This window comes from Aquipseudomonas alcaligenes (genome assembly GCF_003205495.1).
Lineage (GTDB): Bacteria > Pseudomonadota > Gammaproteobacteria > Pseudomonadales > Pseudomonadaceae > Aquipseudomonas > Aquipseudomonas alcaligenes_B.
Genome location: NZ_QJRX01000005.1, coordinates 21,105 through 39,073 on the forward strand (window position 1 = coordinate 21,105; position 17,969 = coordinate 39,073).

Here is a 17,969-nt window from a genome sequence, read left to right on the forward strand (position 1 = left end):
GGCGTTCTGGCGTACGCCGTTTTTTATTGCCCATGACAAGGAACACCCCATGAGTGAGCGTGATTCGAAAAAACCGGTCGACAACAGCCGCCGCAATTTCCTCAAGCAGTCCATCGCCATCGCCGGCACCGTCGGCGGCATCGCCGCCATCGGCCTGTCCGCCCCTGGCTTCCTGCGCAGCGCCGCCTACGCCGCCGGCTCCGATGCCCCGGAGAAGGCAGCGCTGAACATCGGCTTCATTCCGCTGACCGACTGCGCCTCGGTAGTGGTCGCCGCCACCCAGGGCTTCGCCGCCAAGTACGGCCTGACCATCACCCCGAGCAAGGAGGCCTCCTGGGCCGGTGTGCGCGACAAGCTCAACACCGGCGAGCTGGATGCCTCGCACGTGCTCTACGGCATGATGTACGGCTCCCAGCTGGGTATCGCCGGCCCGCAGAAGGACATGGCGGTGCTCATGGGCCTGAACCAGAACGGCCAGGCCATCACCCTGTCCAAGCAGCTCAGGGACGCCGGCGTCACCACCGGCGAGCAGCTCGCCGCACACATCAAGAAAGGCGGCACGCCGCTGACCTTTGCCCAGACCTTCCCCACCAGCACCCATGCCATGTGGCTGTACTACTGGCTGGCCCACCACGGCATCAACCCCTTCACCGACGTCAAGACCATCACCGTGCCGCCGCCGCAGATGGTGGCCAACATGCGCGTCGGCAACATGGACGGCTTCTGCGTCGGCGAGCCCTGGGGCGCGCGGGCGATTCACGACAAGATCGGCTTCACCGCCGTCACCACCCAGCAGATCTGGGCCGACCACCCGGAGAAAGTGCTGGGCTGCTCGCGCGAGTTCGTCGAGCAGAACCCCAACACCGCCCGCGCCCTGGTCATGGCCCTGCTCGACGCCAGCCGCTTCATCGAGGCCAGCGCGGAAAACAAGAAGGCCACTGCCAAGCTGATTTCCGGCAAGGCCTACGTCAACGCGCCGGCCGAAGTCATCGAACAACGCTTCCTCGGCAACTACGAGGACGGCCTGGGCAACAGCTGGCAGGACCAACACGCCATGGCCTTCTGCAAGGACGGCAGCGTGAACTTCCCCTACCACTCCGATGGCATGTGGTTCCTCACCCAGTTTAAGCGCTGGGGCCTGCTCAAGGACGATCCGGACTACGCCGCCGTGGCCGCCCAGGTCAACCAGACCAAGCTCTACAGCGAGGCGGCCGGCGCCCTCGGCCTGGCCGTACCGAGCAGCCCGCTGCGCGCCAGCACGCTGATCGACGGCAAGGTCTGGGACGGCTCCAACCCGGCCGCCTACGCCGCGTCCTTCGCGATCAAGGCATGAGGAGGTAAGTGAGCATGAATGCCCCTGTCAAAGCGCCACTGCCGGTGGCCAAAGCTACCGCTCCCAGCCTGCCTCCGCGTCCGGCCTCGCCGGGCGCGGAGGCGCTCGCCGCCCTGTGCAAGGCGGCCATCCCGCCGCTGCTCGGCATCGCCCTGTTCATCGGCCTCTGGGCCCTGGTGGCGGCACGCAGCGAAGGTCTGCCGGGCCCGCTGTCGACCTGGCACGCGGCGCTGGAGCTGTTCGCCGACCCGTTCTACGACAACGGCCCGAACGACATGGGCATCGGCTGGAACATCCTCAACTCGCTCGGCCGGGTCGGCGTCGGCTTCGGCCTGGCGGCGCTGATCGGCATCCCGCTGGGCTTCGCCATCGGCCGCTTCGCCTTCCTCGCCGGCATGCTTGCGCCGATCATCAGCCTGCTGCGCCCGGTCTCGCCGCTGGCCTGGCTGCCGATCGGTCTGCTGGTGTTCGAGGCCGCCGGCCCCGCATCGATCTGGGTGATCTTCATCAGCTCGATCTGGCCGATCATCCTCAACACCGCCGCCGGCGTGGCCAGCGTGCCGCAGGACTACCTCAACGTGGCCCGCGTGCTCAAGCTGTCGGAGTTCAAGGTGCTGACGCGCATCCTGTTCCCCGCCGTGCTGCCGCACCTGATGACCGGCATCCGCCTGGCCATCGGCGTGGCCTGGCTGGTGATCGTCGCCGCGGAAATGCTCACCGGCGGCATCGGCCTGGGCTTCTGGGTGTGGGACGAGTGGAACAACCTCAACGTCGAGCACATCCTCATCGCCATCATCATCGTCGGCCTGGTCGGCCTGGCCCTGGAGCAGGCGCTCCTGCTGCTGGCCAAGCGCTTCGACTACGCGAATTAAGGAGACGCCCATGGACAAGTTCGTCGAGCTGACCGCCGTCAGCAAACACTTCGACACCAAGAAGGGGCGCTTCCAGGCCCTCAGTGACGTCAACCTGAGCATCGCCAAGGGCGAGTTCGTCTCGCTGATCGGCCACTCCGGCTGCGGCAAGTCCACCGTGCTCAACCTGATCGCCGGCCTGCTCGAGGCCAGCGAGGGCGGGCTGATCTGCAACGGCCGCGAGATCGACGGCCCCGGCCCGGAACGCGCCGTGGTGTTCCAGAACCACAGCCTGCTGCCCTGGATGACCTGCTTCGGCAACGTCCACCTGGCGGTGGAGCGGGTGTTCGGCGGCAAGGAGAGCAAGGCCCGGCTCAAGGAGCGCACGCTGGAGGCGCTGAACATGGTCGGCCTCAGCCATGCCACCCACAAGCACCCCAACGAGATCTCCGGCGGCATGAAGCAGCGCGTTGGCATCGCCCGCGCGCTGGCCATGGAACCCAAGGTGCTGCTGATGGACGAACCCTTCGGCGCCCTGGATGCCCTCACCCGCGCCCACCTGCAGGACGAGCTGCTGCGCATCGTCGGCCAGACCCACAGCACGGTGGTGATGGTCACCCACGACGTGGACGAGGCGGTGCTGCTGTCGGATCGCATCGTGATGATGACCAACGGCCCGGCAGCCACCATTGGCGACATCGTCCGCGTCGATCTGGAGCGTCCGCGCGACCGCCTGGCCCTGGCCAACGACCACCAGTACCACGAGTACCGCACGGCGGTGCTGGAATTCCTCTACCAGCGCCAGCAGCGCCCGGCGGCCTGAGTCCGACGGCACGACGAGCCCGGTCCTGTGCCGGGCTTTGTCCGATCTGCCCCTTCTCGATAGTCATGCCAAGCTCTAGGCTGGCACTGCCACAACCTCGCAAGGAAGGGAAACCATGCTCTACAGCCTGTACATCGCCGCCATCCTGGCCCTGCTGCTGATCGGCCTGTCGCTCAACGTCACTCGCCTACGCATGCGTCACCAGGTCGCCATCGGCGACGGCGGCAAGACGGATCTGCTCAAGGCCGTACGCGCCCACGGCAACAGCCTGGAACAGTCGCTGCTGTTCATCGTCCTGCTCTACCTCGGCGAGAGCAGCGGGCGCATCGAAGGCGCTTTGGTGGCCGCCCTCGGCTTCGCCTTCATCATGCTGCGCCTGCTCTACTGCACCGGCCTGTTTGCCCGCCTCCTGCTGCTGCGCCAGGTGAGCCACGGGCTGACCATGCTGGTGCTGCTAGCGGTCAGCCTGCTGCTACTGATCCCGCGCTGAGCCCCTGGCGCAGCCAGCCGTCGATCTGTTCGACCACCGTCTGCGGGGCACGCAGCCAGGCACTGTGCGGGTTCTCCCGCGGCGGCCGGGGCGAAGCCAGCTGCGCCAGCTGCGGTTCGGCCTGGATCAACCGGGCCAGGCCGAGGGTGGAAGCCGGCGGGGCGAAGTGATCGCCCTCGATCTGGATGAACAGCGAGGCCACCCGGCTGCGCGCCGGCGGTGCCAGGGCCAGCCCCAGGTGACGGTAGTCGCCGCTGAAGGCCACCCGCCCCCAGTTGCGCATCAGCGAGCGCGCCTCCTGGCCGCCGAAGGCCAGGCGCCGTCCCGGCAGGTAGCCGAGCACGCTGACGATCAGGCCGAACAGCAACGCCACGCTCGGCGTGAGCAGGCGCCGCGAGCCGGACCAGTGGCGGTAGTGGATATTGCCGCAGGCCACGCCGATCACCGGCACCGGGCTGTCCGGGTTGGCCGCCGCATAGAGGGTGGCGATGTGTCCGCCGAGGCTGTGCCCGAGCAGCACTGGCGCCGCCTCCGGAAAATGCCGGCGGGCCAGGTCGAGCAGCTTGGGCAGGAACTCCTCGACCAGCTGGCGATAACCGTAGTCGTGGCGCCAGCCCGGCCGTGGCCGGCTCTCGCCCTGCCCGGGCCAGTCGGCCACCAGCACGTTGTGGCCGGCCGCCACCAGGCGCTGGGCGAGGCCGTCGTACTTGCGCGCGGTCACCCCCAGCGCCGGCAGCACGATCAGGGTGCGGGCAGCCTGCGGGGCGGCATAGAAGCTGACCGGGCAATGGAACCGGCCAGCGGCGAACTGCAGGGCATCGACCAAGGCGAGCGCTCCTCTGACTGCTATGGCGGCGAAAATAGAGCAAATGCTCTAGCCGCGCCAGCCCCGCCGCTCAGCAGTCGCTCGCGTCGAGAAACAGCTGCGCCAGCTGCTCGATGCCGGCCTGATCCTCGGCGCTGAAACGCGCCAGGTGCGGGCTGTCCAGATCGAGCACGCCGATCAGCCGGCCGTCCTTGATCAACGGCACCACCAGCTCGCTGTTGGAAGCGCTGTCGCAGGCGATATGACCGGGAAAGGCATGCACGTCGGCCACGCGCTGGGTCTGCCGGCTGCTCGCCGCCGCACCGCACACGCCGCGGCCGAAGGGAATGCGCACGCAGGCCACCTTGCCCTGGAAGGGCCCGAGGACCAGCTGCTCGTCGCGGTTCAGGTAGAAGCCGGCCCAGTTCAGGCCCTCCAGCTCATGGAACAAGAAGGCGCAGAACTGCGCGGCGTTGGCGATGAAGTCGCGTTCGCCGGCCAGCAACGCCTCCAGCTGGGCGGCCAGCAGCGCATAGCCCGTGCGCCCGGCTCCGGCCTGCTGCAGGTCGATCATCGCGCCGCCTCCAGCAGTTGCTGGCCGACCCAGCTGCGGGCGAACTGGTAGGCGCAGCGGCCATTGCGGTTGCCCCGCCCCAGCGCCCAGCGGATGGCGAGGACTTCCAGCTCGTGGCTCCACTGCCACTGCAGGCCGGCCTGGCGCGCCAGCGCCGTGATCCAGTGGCGCACCACGGCGAGGAAGTGTTCCTGGGTGAAGGGGTAGAAGGATATCCACAGGCCGAAGCGGTCGGACAGGGCGATCTTGTCCTCGATCGCCTCGCTGGGGTGCAGCTCGCCATCGACCATGCGGCTGTCCAGGTTGTCGCTCTCCTTCTCCGGCAGCAGGTGGCGGCGGTTCGAGGTGGCGTACAGCAGCACGTTGTCCGGCGCGCGCTCCAGCGAGCCGTCCAGCACGCTCTTGAGCACCCGGTAGTCGCCCTCGCCGGACTCGAAGGAGAGGTCGTCGCAGAACAGCACGAAGCGCTGCGGCAGGCCGATCAGGGCATCCACCACCCTGGGCAGGTCGGCCAGATGGTCGCGCTCGATCTCGATCAGGCGCAGGCCGCCACGGGCATGCTCGGCCAGCAGCGCGCGTACCAGCGACGACTTGCCGGTGCCACGCGCACCCCACAGCAGCGCGTGGTTGGCCGGCAGCCCGGCGACGAACTGGCGGGTGTTGCGCGCCAGCTGCTCGCGCTGGGCATCGACGCCGACCAGGTCGTCCAGGCTCAGGTCCAGGCTGACCTTGAGCGGCTGCAGATAGCCGGCACGCCCCTCGCGCTGCCAGCGCGCGGCGATCACCTGCTGCCAGTCCAGCTCGACACGCTCGGCCGGCAGCAGCGGCTCGATGCGCTGCAGCACACCCTCGGCCCGCTGCAGAAAACTGTTCAATCGGGAATCCACGACTCACTCCTCATATCCGCCCTGCCGGCGCCCAGACACGATGGGCTATGCTTGGCAGGCACCCGCAAAGGACCAGAACGCCGCGCCCTATGGATATCTCACTCACCCACCGCCTGTCGTTCAAGCAGGCCAGTCTGACGGTGCTGGTGGCGTTTATCCTGGGAACCCTGCTGAGTCTGATCCAGGTCAGCCTGGATTATGCCAGCGAAGACGCCTCCATCGACCGGGAAATCCATTCCCTGCTGGAAATCAGTCACAACCCGGCGGCGCGCATCTCCTACAACATCGACGCCGAGCTGGCCCAGGAGCTGGTGCTCGGCCTGCTGCGCTCGCCGGCGGTGATGCGCGCCGAGATCATCGATAACAGCGGCCTGGTGCTGGCCTCGGTGGACCGCCCGCCGGAGCAGAGCCGCTACCGGGTGTTCAGCGATTTCCTGTTCGGCGAGCGGCGCCAGTTCGAGGACCCGCTGTTCGTCGACCATGCGCCCAACGAGCCGCTCGGCGTGCTGCGCCTGGAGGTCGACACCTTCGCCTTCGGCAGCGACTTCCTGCGCCGCGCCATGCTCACCCTGCTCACCGGCTTCGCCCGCAGCCTGCTGCTGTCGCTGATCCTGCTCGTGCTGTTCTACGCCATGCTGACCAAGCCGCTGATCGGGGTGATCCGCGCCCTGGCCGACCGCGATCCGCGCCGCGATTTCACTCCGGTGCCCTGCCCGAACGGCCACGAGCAGGACGAGATCGGCACCCTGGTGGCAGTGACCAACCAGCAGCTGACCAACATCCACCAGGAAATCAGCCAGCGCCGCGAGGCCGAGGACCGCCTGACCCAGTACCTGGCAGAACTGGAGAACATCGTCTCGGCACGCACCGCCGAACTGAAGGCCACCAACGCCCGCCTGACCCTGTCCAACCGCGAGCTGGAGCAGGCGCGCAGCACGGCGCTGGAAATGGCCCAGGCGCGCGCCGCCTTCCTCGCCAACATGAGCCACGAGATCCGCACGCCGCTCAACGGCCTGCTGGGCATGCTGGCGCTGTCGCTGGACGGCCCGCTGACGGCCGAACAGCGTCAGCAGCTGTCGATCGCCCACGACTCGGGCAAGGTGCTGGTCGAGCTGCTCAACGACATCCTCGACCTGTCCAAGTTCGAGGCCGGCCAGCTGGAGCTGGAGAGGATTCCCTTCGACCTCGGCGCCCTGGTGGAGGACACCGCCAGCCTGCTGTCGCAGAACGCCGGCCCCAATGTCGAGCTGACCTGCCTGATCGACCCGCTGCTGCCGGCCCAGGTGCTCGGCGATCCGACCCGGGTGCGCCAGGTGGTCAGCAACCTGCTGTCCAACGCCCTCAAGTTCACCCGCTTCGGCCGCGTCGACCTGCGCGTGGCACCGAGCCCGGGCGGCGTGCGCATCCTGGTCAGCGACACCGGCATCGGCATTCCCGAGGACGCGCAGAAACGCATCTTCCAGCCCTTCACCCAGGCCGGTGCCGGCATTGCCCGCCAGTTCGGCGGCACCGGCCTTGGCCTGGCGCTGACCCGCCGCCTGTGCGAGGCCATGCAGGGTCAGCTCGATCTGCAGTCGAAAGAAGGCTTCGGCAGCCAGTTCAGCGCCACCCTGCCGCTGCCCCAGCACAGCCCGCCGACCAGCTGGCCACAGCTGCAGGGCCGGGTCGTGGGCCTCTGCCCACCGGGCGGTGGTCTCGGCGAGCTGCTGGCCAGCTGGCTACCCAGCTGGGGCCTGGACTACCGCCGCCAGGATGACGACCTCGGCCTGAGTGGCCGACCGGCCGACCTGCTGATCTGCGACAACCCGGAGCGCCTGCCCGGCCTGCGCCAGCAGCTGGACACGCCGCTGCTGCTGGTATCGGCCTACGGTGCCTTCATCCCCTCGGCACAGGCCAGCGAGCTGATGCCCTTCGAACAACTGGCCCGGCCGCTGGCCCGTGCCGCCCTGCACCAGGCCCTGCAGCGCCTGTTGCAGCCGCATCCGGCCAGCGCCATGACCGCAACCGAGGCCAGCCAGCCGGCCACGCGCCAGGCGCGGGTACTGCTGGTGGAGGACAATCCGGTGAACCAGATGGTGGCCAAGGGCATGCTGGCCAAGCTGGGCTGCGAGGTGGCCGTGGCCACCCATGGCGGCGAGGCGCTCAACCATCTGGAGCGTCATCCCGTCGACCTGGTACTGATGGACTGCAATATGCCGGTGATGGACGGCTACGAGGCGACCCGACGCATCCGCCAGAGCGGACGCTGGCCCAATCTGCCGGTCATCGCCCTGACCGCCAACGCCCTGCCCGACGAGCGCGAGCGCTGCCAGGCGGCCGGCATGAACGACTACCTGGCCAAGCCCTTCCGCCGCGAGGACCTGGCCAGCCTGCTGGACAACTGGCTGCCGCTCACGGCTGCGACCTGACCAGGCTCAGCAACTGCCCCAGGCCCTGGCGCAGGCCCTCCAGTTGCGCCACGTCGATGCCGCTGTCGCACAGCAGGCGCTCCTTCAACGGCAACACCCGCGCCTTGAGTGCCAGCCCCTGCTCGCTCAGGGCCAGGCACAGCTCGCGCTCGTCGCTGCTGGAGCGCCGCCGCTGCACCAGGCCCAGCTGCTCCAGGCGCTTGAGCAGCGGCGTGAGGGTGCCGGAGTCGAGCATCAGGCGCTCGCCCAGGGCCTTGACCGTGGCCTGCTCGGGCGGTTCGGCCTGCCACTCCCAGAGCACCAGCATCACCAGGTACTGCGGGTAGGTCAGGCCCAGCTCGTCGAGCATCGGCTTGTAGCCACGGATCACCGCGCGCGAGGCGGCATACAGCTTGAAGCACAGCTGGTTGTCCAGCCGCAGCTGCGCTTCGCCGTCGAGGCCCTGGCTCATTTCAGCAGTGCTTCGATCTCGCTGGTGAGCTCCTCGGGCTTGGTGGTCGGCGCGAAGCGCTTGACCTGGCTGCCGTCGGCGCTGATCAGGAACTTGGTGAAGTTCCACTTGATGCCCTGGCTGCCGAGCAGGCCCGGGGCGCGTTTCTTCAGCTGCACGTAGAGCGGGTGGGCAGCGCTACCGTTGACGTCGATCTTCTTGAACAGCGGGAAGCTGACGCCGAAGTTCAGCTCGCAGAACTCGCTGATGGCGCCCTCGTCGCCCGGCTCCTGCTTGCCGAACTGGTTGCAGGGGAAGCCCAGCACCACCAGGCCCTTGTCCTTGTACTGCTGCCAGATGCTCTCCAGGCCATTGTACTGCGGGGTGAAGCCGCACTTGCTGGCGGTGTTGACCACCAGCACGGCCTTGCCGCCGAAGTCCTTGAGGGTCTTCTGCTCGCCCTTGATGGTGGTGACCGGGATGTCGAAAAGCTTGTCGCTCATGGCCTGTGGCTCCGTTGGCGGTAAAGGTGCGGCGAATGTAGCGAGCAATTGAATTGCATACAACTCAATTGCTCGCCAATAAGGCCCGCTGATGGGCGGACCTCGGCCCGGATGCCTGCCCTACCCGCGCGGCACCAGCTTCAGCGCCACCGAGTTGATGCAGTAGCGCAGCCCGGTCGGCCGCGGACCGTCGGGGAAGACATGGCCCAGGTGCGCGTCGCACTTGGCGCACTTGACCTCGATGCGGTGCATGCCGTGGCTGAAGTCCTCCTTCTCGGCGATCACCTCGCCGTTCACCGGCTGGAAATAGCTGGGCCAGCCGCTGCCGGAGTCGTACTTGGCGTCCGAGTCGAACAGCGCCTCGCCGCAGCAGGCGCAGTGATACACGCCGGGCACCTTGCTGTCGTGGTATTCGCCGGTGAAGGCACGCTCGGTGCCGCCCAGCCGGCAGACATGGAACTGGGCGTCGGAGAGCTCGTCGCGCCAGGCTTCCAGGGGTTTCTCGATCTTTTCCATGGAGTACACCTCAGGGGCAGAAAAAAGCCCGAACCCGATCTTTTCCGGGCCACGGGCCGCACGTATCATGCGTCCCTCTTTGGACGCCAGTCTGTCTGCCGCGTTACAGCCGGCCAGGCAGCGCCAGCGGCATCACACATCGGGACACAGCATCATGCAGGTCAGCAAATCGAACAAGCTCGCCAACGTCTGCTACGACATCCGCGGGCCGGTGCTCAAGCACGCCAAGCGCCTGGAAGAGGAAGGCCACCGCATCCTCAAGCTGAACATCGGCAACCCGGCGCCGTTCGGTTTCGAAGCCCCTGAGGAAATCCTCCAGGACGTCATCCGCAACCTGCCGACCGCCCAGGGCTACTGCGACTCCAAGGGTCTGTTCAGCGCGCGCAAAGCGGTGATGCAGTACTACCAGCAGAAGCAGGTGGAAGGTGTCGGTATCGAGGACATCTACCTCGGCAACGGCGTCTCCGAGCTGATCGTGATGTCCATGCAGGCACTGCTCAACAACGGTGACGAGGTGCTGATCCCGGCTCCCGACTACCCGCTGTGGACCGCTGCCGTGGCCCTCTCCGGCGGCAAGCCGGTGCACTACCTGTGCGACGAGCAGGCCGGCTGGTTCCCCGACATCGCCGACATCAAGGCCAAGATCACCCCGAACACCAAGGCCCTGGTGCTGATCAACCCGAACAACCCGACAGGCGCCGTGTACTCCAGGGCGGTGCTGGAGGAGCTGGTGGAAGTGGCGCGCCAGCACAACCTGGTGCTGTTCTCCGACGAGATCTACGACAAGATCCTCTACGACGAGGCCCAGCACATCTCCACCGCCTCGCTGGCGCCGGACGTGCTTTGCCTGACCTTCAACGGCCTGTCCAAGAGCTACCGGGTGGCCGGCTTCCGCTCCGGCTGGGTGGCCATCTCCGGCCCGAAACACCGTGCGCAGAGCTACATCGAGGGCCTGGATATCCTGGCCAACATGCGCCTGTGCGCCAACGTACCGAGCCAGCATGCGATCCAGACCGCACTGGGCGGCTACCAGAGCATCAACGACCTGGTGCTGCCCAACGGCCGCCTGCTGGAGCAGCGCAACCGCGCCTGGGAGCTGCTCAACGACATCCCGGGAGTCAGCTGCGTCAAGCCGATGGGCGCGCTATACGCCTTCCCGAAGATCGACCCCAAGGTCTGCCCGATCCACAACGACGAGAAGTTCGTCCTCGACCTGCTGCTCTCCGAGAAGCTGCTGATCGTCCAGGGCACTGCCTTCAACTGGCCCTGGCCGGACCACTTCCGCGTGGTCACCCTGCCGCGCGTCGACGACCTGGAGCAGGCCATCGGGCGCATCGGCAACTTCCTCAAGACCTACCGCCAATAAGTCCATGGACCTGCAGATCGACGAGTTCTACAAGGATGCCGCCAGCGGCATGCTGCTGCTCTACCAGGCCTTCCCGCGCAAGGTGGCGCTGTACGTGGAAGACTTGATCGGCCGCGAGGAACCCGACGAGTTCGGCCTGCCCAGCAAACGCCACCAGGCCTGCCTGGGCGCCCTGCTGTGGCTGGCCGAGGAAGGCTACATCCGCTTCGACTCGACCATCGCCTACGACGCCCTGGATCAGGCCGTGCTCACCGAGAAGGGTTTCCTGCGCCTGTCGCGCGGCATTGCCCACGCCCTGCCTCAGGGCGATGCCCTGCCGCCCAGCGTGCGGCGCGTGCACGCCACCCTCGCCTGGCAGCTGCGCGAAGCACTCGCCCAGCACAACAGCGAGAAGGTCGCGCGCCTCACTCGCCAGCTGTTCGAAAGCGCTCTAAATCAGGCCAGCGACATAGTTTGAAATAGTGCCTTGGTTGAACCCGCCACGGGCCAACCTTATATAGCTCGCATACTTAGACCGTCTCTCGCCTGAGGAGAAGCTTCACACCATGATGCGCATAGTGTTGTTCGTGGCCACCAACCTGGCGGTCCTGCTGATCGCCAGCGTCACCCTGAAAGTGCTCGGGGTCGATCGCTTCACCGGCCAGAACTACGGCAGCCTGCTGGCGTTCTGTGCCGTCTTCGGCTTCGTCGGCTCCTTCATCTCGCTGTTCCTCTCCAAGTGGATGGCGAAGATGAGCACCGGCACCGAGATCATCACCCAGCCGCGTACCCGCCACGAGCAGTGGCTGCTGCAGACCGTCGAGGAGCTGTCGCGCGAGGCCGGCATCAAGATGCCGGAAGTGGGCATCTTCCCCGCCTACGAATCCAACGCCTTTGCCACCGGTTGGAATCGCAACGACGCCCTGGTAGCCGTCAGCCAGGGCCTGCTGGAGCGTTTCTCGCCGGACGAAGTGCGCGCCGTACTGGCCCACGAGATCGGCCACGTGGCCAACGGCGACATGGTCACCCTGGCGATGATCCAGGGCGTGGTGAACACCTTCGTGATGTTCTTCGCGCGCATCTTCGGCAACTTCGTCGACAAGGTGATCCTGAAGAACGAGGAAGGCCAGGGCATCGGCTACTTCATCGCGACCATCTTCGCCGAGCTGGTTCTGGGCATCCTGGCCAGCATCATCGTCATGTGGTTCTCCCGTCGCCGCGAGTTCAAGGCCGACGACGCCGGCGCCCGCCTGGCCGGCACTGGCGCCATGATCGCCGCCCTGGAGCGCCTGCGTGCCGAACAGGGCGTGCCGGTGCACATGCCCAGCAGCATGACCGCCTTCGGCATCAACGGTGGCCTGAAGAACGGCCTGGCCGGCCTGCTGATGACCCACCCGCCGCTGGAAGACCGCATCGAGGCCCTGCGCCGCCGCGGCTGATCGCAGCCTCCACTGACAAGGGCGACCCCAGAGTCGCCCTTGTGCTTTCTGGGCCACGACCGTTCCACGGATTCGATCACTCAGGCGCAAAACCTGCGTTATTCATCGAAGCCGGACCGTAGGACAATGGTGCCAGACAGAGGAGAACGCCATGCTGCCCAGCCTGTTCATTTCCCACGGTGCCCCCATGCTCGCCCTGGAGCCAGGTGCCAGCGGCCCCGCCCTGGCCGGCCTGGCCGCGGCGCTGCCACGCCCGCGCGCGGTGCTGGTGGTGTCCGCGCACTGGGAAAGCCATGGGCTGCTGGTCGGCAGCGCGCCCCAGCCGCGCACCTGGCACGACTTCGGCGGCTTCCCCGCCGCGCTGTATGCCGTGCAGTACCCCGCACCGGGTGCACCACAGCTGGCGCAGCAGGTTCGCCAGCTGCTGGTCGACGCCGGCCTGCCGGCCGAGCTGGACGAGCAGCGCCCGCGCGATCATGGCGCCTGGGTGCCGCTCATGCTGATGTACCCCGCCGCCGACATCCCGGTCGTGCAACTGTCCCTGCCCAGTCATGCCGGCCCTGCCCAGCAGGTTCGCATCGGCCAGGCACTGCGCGCTTTGCGCGAACAGGATGTGCTGCTGGTCGGCTCCGGCAGCATCACCCACAACCTGGGCGAGCTGGACTGGCGCGCCGGCCCCGAGGTGATCACGCCCTGGGCCGGCGAGTTCCGCGACTGGATGGTGACCAGGCTGCAGCAGGACGACCGCCCCGCCCTGCTCGACTATCGCCGCCAGGCCCCGCACGCCGTACGCAACCATCCCACGGACGAGCACCTGCTGCCGCTGTTCTTCGCCCTGGGAGCCGGCGAGCGTTTCGGGCTGGTCCACAGCGGCTTCACCTACGGCGCCCTGGGGATGGATGTCTACCGTTTCGACTGAACGGCAAGCCACTGAAATAAAAAGGAAATGGCCTTCGTCTAAGCTGCCGGCAATTTTCCAGCAAGGCCGTCAGACATGCGCGCGACACGCACCCTCCGCAAGACCCTCGACCTGGTCGCCAGCCACAACGAGGACGCCGCCCTGGCCGTGATGCGCGCCGCCGAGCGCACCGGCGACGAGGTCCTGCGCCAGCAGTTGCTCAACGTCATCCATCGCCTCAACCAGGACGCCTGCGACCTGCGCAGCGTGCGCGAGCAGCTGGAACTCAGGCGCGCCTGAACGCCAAGGCGGCAACCTGTGCTTCTCCACGGGCACTGGCTAAAGTGGCGGCATGCTCACGAGAAAGGACAGTCGCCATGTTCGCCAAACTGCTGGTTACCGTCGGTATCGTCTTCTATGCCCTGGTGGTGCCGATCTTCGAGATCAATGCCAGCCACGTGTTCAACCCGCACTGGCCACCGCATGCCCGCCTGCACGAGGTCTGGCAGCTGGCCACCAACTGCGCCCTGGGCGCCTTCAGCCTTTGGCTGGTCTGGTTCAGGAGCGAGATTCGCCTGAGCAGCCTGATCACCCTGTTCGTCACCGGTGGTTTCCTCCTCGCCTACGCCCTGCGCGACTACTACGGCGGCTCCATGGTGCTGTCCGACGGCTCGGAAAAGCTGATCCTCGGCATCAACCTGGGCCTGTTCGCCTACAGCCTGGCCATTGCCCTGGCGGCCGTTGCGGTGCTGATCGATCACCGCAGACGCCACTGAGGCGAAAACAAAAAAGCCCCGCATTGCGGGGCTTTTTTCTGGCAGCGGACGATCAGTCCTCGCGATAGCGACGCAGCTTCAGGGCCTTGCCGGCGACGCGGGTATCCTTGAGCTTGCCGAGCAGGCGCTCCAGGCCGTCTTCCGGCAGCTCGACCAGGCTGAAGGTCTCGCGGATCTGGATGCGGCCGATGGCGTCGCGCTGCAGGCCGCCCTCGTTGAGGATGGCGCCCAGCAGGTTCTTCGCGGCGATGCCGTCGCGGGTACCCAGGGCGGTGCGGCAGCGCACCTTGCCTTCGCTCGGCGCGGCCATCGGGCGGCGCTGGAAGTCGCCACGCTCGCCACTGCGCTCGCCACGCTCCGGACGGTCGCCGTCACGCTCGCGACGCTCGCGCGGGGCACCGACGCCCGGCACCAGCGGCTGCTCGCGCTCGACGCTGGCCAGGTCCAGGGCCTGGCCCTTGGTGGCCAGCTTGAGCAGGGCCGCGGCCAGGGCACGCGGGCTGCAGCCGATGTCGCCGACCAGGCGGTCGAGCAGCTCGCCGTGGCTGGCCTCGGCGCCCTCGGTCAGCGGCGCCAGGTTGGCGGTGAGCTTCTTGATGCGGGCATCCAGCACCTGCTGCGGGTTGGGCAGCTTGACCTCGCCGACCTTCTGCCCGGTGACGCGCTCGATCACCTGCAGCATGCGCCGCTCGCGCGGAGTCACCAGCAGCAGGGCACGGCCTTCGCGGCCGGCACGACCGGTACGGCCGATGCGGTGCACGTAGGATTCCGGGTCATAGGGCATGTCGACGTTGAGCACATGGGTGATGCGCGGCACGTCGATGCCACGGGCGGCCACGTCGGTGGCGACCACGATGTCCAGGCGACCGTCCTTGAGCGACTCGATCACCCGCTCACGCTGGTTCTGGGCGATGTCGCCGTTCAGCGCAGCGGCCTTGTAGCCCTTGGCTTCCAGCGCGGCGGCCAGGTCCAGGGTGGCCTGCTTGGTGCGCACGAAGGCGATCAGCGCGTCGAAGTCCTCGACTTCCAGCAGACGGGTCACGGCGTTGATCTTCTGATCGGCATGGATCATCAGATGGGCCTGCTCGATGCGCGAGACGGTCTGGGTCTTGGCCGCGATCTTGACGTGCTGCGGCTCGCGCAGGTGCTTCTCGGCGATGGCGCGGATCGAGTGCGGCAGGGTGGCGGAGAACAGCACGCTCTGGCGGCTTTCCGGCATGGCCTGGAAGATCACTTCCAGGTCGTCCATGAAGCCGAGCTTGAGCATCTCGTCGGCCTCGTCCAGCACCATGTGGCGGATGGTCGAGAGCAGCTGGTCGTTGCGGCTCAGGTGGTCGACCAGGCGCCCCGGAGTGGCGACGATGATCTGCGCGCCCATGCGCAGGGACTTGAGCTGCGGGCCCATGGGCGCGCCGCCGTAGACGGCCACCACGGACACGCCGGGCAGCTGCTTGGAGTAGGTTTCGAAGGCGGTGGCCACCTGCAGGGCCAGCTCGCGGGTCGGCGCCAGGATCAGGGCCTGCGGCTCGCGCTTGGCCGGGTCGATCTTGGACAGGATCGGCAGGGCGAAGGCGGCGGTCTTGCCGGTACCGGTCTGGGCCTGGCCGATCATGTCGTGGCCGGCCAGGATCACCGGGATCGACTGGGATTGGATGGGGGACGGCTCTTCGTAACCCACCGCGGTGATGGCGGCGAGAATGGAGGGATGAAGGCCTAGCTCGGCAAAGGTGCCGGTTACTTCCTGAGTCATGGGTCTGCCTCTAAGTGCATCCGCAAAGACCCAGGAACAAAGGCTGCGCGCGCCGTGAAGGACCTTTTGGGTCACCCTGGCAGCCGATCGACGGGTTTTTGCGAAAACGCGATGGATGAAACGTCAAGGGTAGTTCGCCAGGGCGAACCAGCAGCGAAGCACAGCTTCGTGGAGTATTGACGAGGCCAGTTTTGGCCGGGCGCGAATCATACAGGAAAAGTCTTCCCGTTGGGCAGGTTTTTGCATATGGCGGCCGAACGGTAGAACGAAGGCCGCCCCTCGCCCGGGGAGAAACGGGCGAGGCACTGCGCCCGGAGAGTGGCGCGAATGAACTCCGGGCCGGCCGTTCAGCTGGCCGGGCGCAGCACGTCCAGCAGCGGCTGCAGCGAGTAGCCCAGGCGCGGCGCCAGGGCCTCGGCGCGCGCGGTCACGGCGGCCAGGTCGAGCTGCTGGTCGAGGTCGGCCGGCACCAGCAGGATGACGTTGCCCTCCTTCACCGGAATCTCCCAGTAATGGCGGTGGAACAGGCCGCGCAGCAGGGCGGCACCGAGCGGCTTGCCCTCGTCGTTGCCCCACTGGTTGATCACCAGCCAGCCGCCGGGGCTCAGGCGCTTCTGGCAGTTCTCCAGGAATTTCCAGGCCAGATGCCCGGGCGCGGGGCCGGTATCGGTGTAGAGGTCGACGAACAGCAGGTCGGTGGATTCGGCGCTGTCGAGCAGCTCCAGCGCGTCACCGATGCGCACGAACAGGCGCGGGTCATCGGCCAGTCCCAGATGCTGCATGGCCAGGCGCGGCACGTCCGGACGCAGCTCGATGGCCTCCACATCCTCCAGATCGAGGAACTTCAGGCAGGCCTGGGTCAGGGTGCCGCCGCCAAGGCCGAGGAACAGGGCGTTCTCCGGCGCCTCGTGGCACAACGCGCCGAGCAGCATGGCGCGGGTGTAGTCGTACTCCAGCCAGGCCGGGTCGCGGGTATAGGTGCAGCTCTGCTCGATGGCCTCGCCGAACTCGAGGAAACGGTAGTCGCCGACCTCCAGCACGCGGATCACGCCCCAGGCGTCGCGCACCTCCTCCAGGAGGACTTCCTCGTGCTGCAGATTCATCCTTCAACCCCCTGGCGGTACTGCCCCGGCGTCAGCCCGCTCCAACGGCGGAAGGCCTTGGCGAAGGCGCTCTCGTCGGAGAAGCCGAGCCGCTCGGCCACTTCGGCCAGGCGCGGCTCCTCGCGCAGCAGCTGCTCGGCCATGCGGTGCAGCACCTGCTCGCGCAGCAGCTTGAAGCTGGTGCCCTCCTCGGCCAGCTTACGGTTCAGATGGCGGCCGCTCAGCTCCAGCTGTTCGGCGATGCGTTCCTTGCCCCAGCGTGGCTGGGTCCGCAGCAGCTGCTGCACACGCACCGCCAGGCTGTGGCTGCCGAGGCGTTCGAGCTGGGCATCGGCCAGGGCGCGCAGGTGCTCGCGCATCGGCGCATTGGCTTGGATCAGCGGTACCTGCAGGTCCTCGGCGGCGAAGCGCAGGGCGTACTCGGCGGTGGTGAAACGCAGCGGGCAGGCCAGCAGCTCGGCGTAGCGCGCCTCGGCCTCGCGCGCGGCATGGGCGAAGTGCAGCTCACGCGGGCCGACGCGCTCGCCGGTGATCCAGCGGGTCATGTGCACCAGGCTGGCCAGCACCGCCTCGGCGCGCTCTTCGCGGCGTACCGTGTACAGCGGCCGATAGATCAGGCACACCCCGCCCGCCTCCGCCTGCAGGCTGAACTCGCCGCCCTCGCCGACGATCGGGTAGTAGTCCAGCAGGGCCTCCAGGGCCTCGCCGACGGTCTCGCAGCTCATCAGCAGGGCGCCGACCATGTCCAGGTGCCCCACCTGCAGGGCACTGCCCAGGCGCAGGCCGATCAGCGCATCGCCGGCGGCGGCGCAGAAGGCCTCCCACAGGGCGTCCTGACGGGCCAGGGCGATGCGCCCCTCGCCGCCCAGCGCGCGCAGCTCGGCGGGCAGCGGCAGGGCCAGGCGATCGGCGGCCTGGAGGATGGCCTGGGTGTAGTGAACGGTGACGGAGGGCGTGCTGCTCATGGGGTCCCGAATTAACCGGAAAAGGTCCTGATTGAGCCGTTACGGCGCATGGGCGACTGCCTATGCTGGGCTC

20 protein-coding genes are annotated in these 17,969 nt (G+C 67.6%); 11 read left to right on the forward strand and 9 right to left on the reverse strand.

The window, feature by feature from the left end:
* The first annotated feature begins 49 nt into the window (after positions 1–49).
* The 4 genes from DMO17_RS10210 to DMO17_RS10225 all read left to right on the forward strand — a co-directional run bounded on the left by DMO17_RS10210 (position 50) and on the right by DMO17_RS10225 (position 3,497).
* Positions 50–1,333, forward strand: coding sequence for a CmpA/NrtA family ABC transporter substrate-binding protein (locus tag DMO17_RS10210; protein WP_110682392.1), 1,284 nt, complete (start codon positions 50–52; stop codon positions 1,331–1,333).
* Between the two features lie 14 nt (positions 1,334–1,347).
* Complete coding sequence (ntrB, locus tag DMO17_RS10215) at positions 1,348–2,205, forward strand: nitrate ABC transporter permease (RefSeq protein WP_110682393.1); 858 nt, start codon at positions 1,348–1,350, stop codon at positions 2,203–2,205.
* Between the two features lie 10 nt (positions 2,206–2,215).
* A complete protein-coding gene (locus DMO17_RS10220) occupies positions 2,216–3,007 on the forward strand; it encodes an ABC transporter ATP-binding protein (RefSeq protein ID WP_110682394.1) in 792 nt (263 codons plus the stop codon).
* A gap of 115 nt (positions 3,008–3,122) precedes the next feature.
* Positions 3,123–3,497 carry an MAPEG family protein gene (locus tag DMO17_RS10225; RefSeq protein WP_110682395.1) on the forward strand — a complete coding sequence of 125 codons (375 nt, stop codon included), beginning with the start codon at positions 3,123–3,125 and terminating at the stop codon, positions 3,495–3,497.
* Here the strand turns inward: DMO17_RS10225 and DMO17_RS10230 are convergent.
* From DMO17_RS10230 to DMO17_RS10240, 3 genes are all read right to left on the reverse strand, one after another.
* Entirely contained in the window at positions 3,469–4,323 is an 855-nt protein-coding gene (locus tag DMO17_RS10230; RefSeq protein WP_181418771.1) for an alpha/beta fold hydrolase, read from the reverse strand. The genes DMO17_RS10225 and DMO17_RS10230 overlap by 29 nt on opposite strands.
* A gap of 70 nt (positions 4,324–4,393) precedes the next feature.
* Entirely contained in the window at positions 4,394–4,876 is a 483-nt protein-coding gene (locus tag DMO17_RS10235; protein WP_110682397.1) for a GAF domain-containing protein, read from the reverse strand.
* Positions 4,873–5,763 carry an ATP-binding protein gene (locus DMO17_RS10240; RefSeq protein ID WP_110682398.1) on the reverse strand — a complete coding sequence of 297 codons (891 nt, stop codon included), beginning with the start codon at positions 5,761–5,763 and terminating at the stop codon, positions 4,873–4,875. Before DMO17_RS10240 ends, DMO17_RS10235 begins: the two co-directional genes overlap by 4 nt.
* 89 nt (positions 5,764–5,852) lie before the next feature.
* On the opposite strand from DMO17_RS10240, the gene DMO17_RS10245 reads away from it, so the two are divergent.
* On the forward strand, positions 5,853–8,171 hold the full coding sequence (locus DMO17_RS10245; protein ID WP_110682399.1) for a response regulator: 2,319 nt from the start codon (positions 5,853–5,855) through the stop codon (positions 8,169–8,171).
* Here the strand turns inward: DMO17_RS10245 and DMO17_RS10250 are convergent.
* From DMO17_RS10250 to msrB, 3 genes are all read right to left on the reverse strand, one after another.
* A complete protein-coding gene (locus DMO17_RS10250; protein WP_110682400.1) occupies positions 8,155–8,622 on the reverse strand; it encodes a MarR family winged helix-turn-helix transcriptional regulator in 468 nt (155 codons plus the stop codon). The genes DMO17_RS10245 and DMO17_RS10250 overlap by 17 nt on opposite strands.
* On the reverse strand, positions 8,619–9,104 hold the full coding sequence (locus DMO17_RS10255) for a glutathione peroxidase (RefSeq protein WP_110682401.1): 486 nt from the start codon (positions 9,102–9,104) through the stop codon (positions 8,619–8,621). The genes DMO17_RS10250 and DMO17_RS10255 overlap by 4 nt, the downstream gene beginning before the upstream one ends.
* 120 nt (positions 9,105–9,224) lie before the next feature.
* Complete coding sequence (gene msrB / locus DMO17_RS10260) at positions 9,225–9,620, reverse strand: peptide-methionine (R)-S-oxide reductase MsrB (protein WP_110682402.1); 396 nt, start codon at positions 9,618–9,620, stop codon at positions 9,225–9,227.
* A gap of 154 nt (positions 9,621–9,774) precedes the next feature.
* Here msrB and DMO17_RS10265 point away from each other — a divergent pair, with 154 nt between their 5' ends.
* The 6 genes from DMO17_RS10265 (at position 9,775) to DMO17_RS10290 (ending at position 14,078) form a co-directional block, all read left to right on the forward strand.
* Positions 9,775–10,986: a pyridoxal phosphate-dependent aminotransferase gene (locus tag DMO17_RS10265; RefSeq protein WP_110682403.1), complete on the forward strand. Its 1,212-nt coding sequence runs from the start codon at positions 9,775–9,777 to the stop codon at positions 10,984–10,986.
* Positions 10,987–10,990: 4 nt separating this feature from the next.
* Positions 10,991–11,443, forward strand: a complete 453-nt coding sequence (locus DMO17_RS10270; RefSeq protein WP_110682404.1) for a hypothetical protein — start codon at positions 10,991–10,993, stop codon at positions 11,441–11,443.
* An 88-nt stretch (positions 11,444–11,531) separates the two neighbouring features.
* Positions 11,532–12,404, forward strand: coding sequence for a protease HtpX (htpX, locus tag DMO17_RS10275; RefSeq protein ID WP_110682405.1), 873 nt, complete (start codon positions 11,532–11,534; stop codon positions 12,402–12,404).
* Between the two features lie 151 nt (positions 12,405–12,555).
* Complete coding sequence (locus DMO17_RS10280; protein ID WP_110682406.1) at positions 12,556–13,323, forward strand: DODA-type extradiol aromatic ring-opening family dioxygenase; 768 nt, start codon at positions 12,556–12,558, stop codon at positions 13,321–13,323.
* A gap of 75 nt (positions 13,324–13,398) precedes the next feature.
* A complete protein-coding gene (locus DMO17_RS10285) occupies positions 13,399–13,602 on the forward strand; it encodes a hypothetical protein (RefSeq protein ID WP_110682407.1) in 204 nt (67 codons plus the stop codon).
* 77 nt (positions 13,603–13,679) lie between these two features.
* Positions 13,680–14,078: a hypothetical protein gene (locus DMO17_RS10290; RefSeq protein ID WP_110682408.1), complete on the forward strand. Its 399-nt coding sequence runs from the start codon at positions 13,680–13,682 to the stop codon at positions 14,076–14,078.
* Between the two features lie 52 nt (positions 14,079–14,130).
* On the opposite strand, the gene DMO17_RS10295 is transcribed toward DMO17_RS10290, so the two are convergent.
* The 3 genes from DMO17_RS10295 to DMO17_RS10305 form a co-directional block, all read right to left on the reverse strand.
* Entirely contained in the window at positions 14,131–15,828 is a 1,698-nt protein-coding gene (locus DMO17_RS10295) for a DEAD/DEAH box helicase (RefSeq protein WP_110682409.1), read from the reverse strand.
* A 347-nt stretch (positions 15,829–16,175) separates the two neighbouring features.
* Entirely contained in the window at positions 16,176–16,931 is a 756-nt protein-coding gene (locus DMO17_RS10300; protein WP_110682410.1) for a spermidine synthase, read from the reverse strand.
* Positions 16,928–17,896: an AraC family transcriptional regulator gene (locus DMO17_RS10305; protein ID WP_110682411.1), complete on the reverse strand. Its 969-nt coding sequence runs from the start codon at positions 17,894–17,896 to the stop codon at positions 16,928–16,930. Before DMO17_RS10305 ends, DMO17_RS10300 begins: the two co-directional genes overlap by 4 nt.
* Positions 17,897–17,969 lie beyond the last annotated feature (73 nt).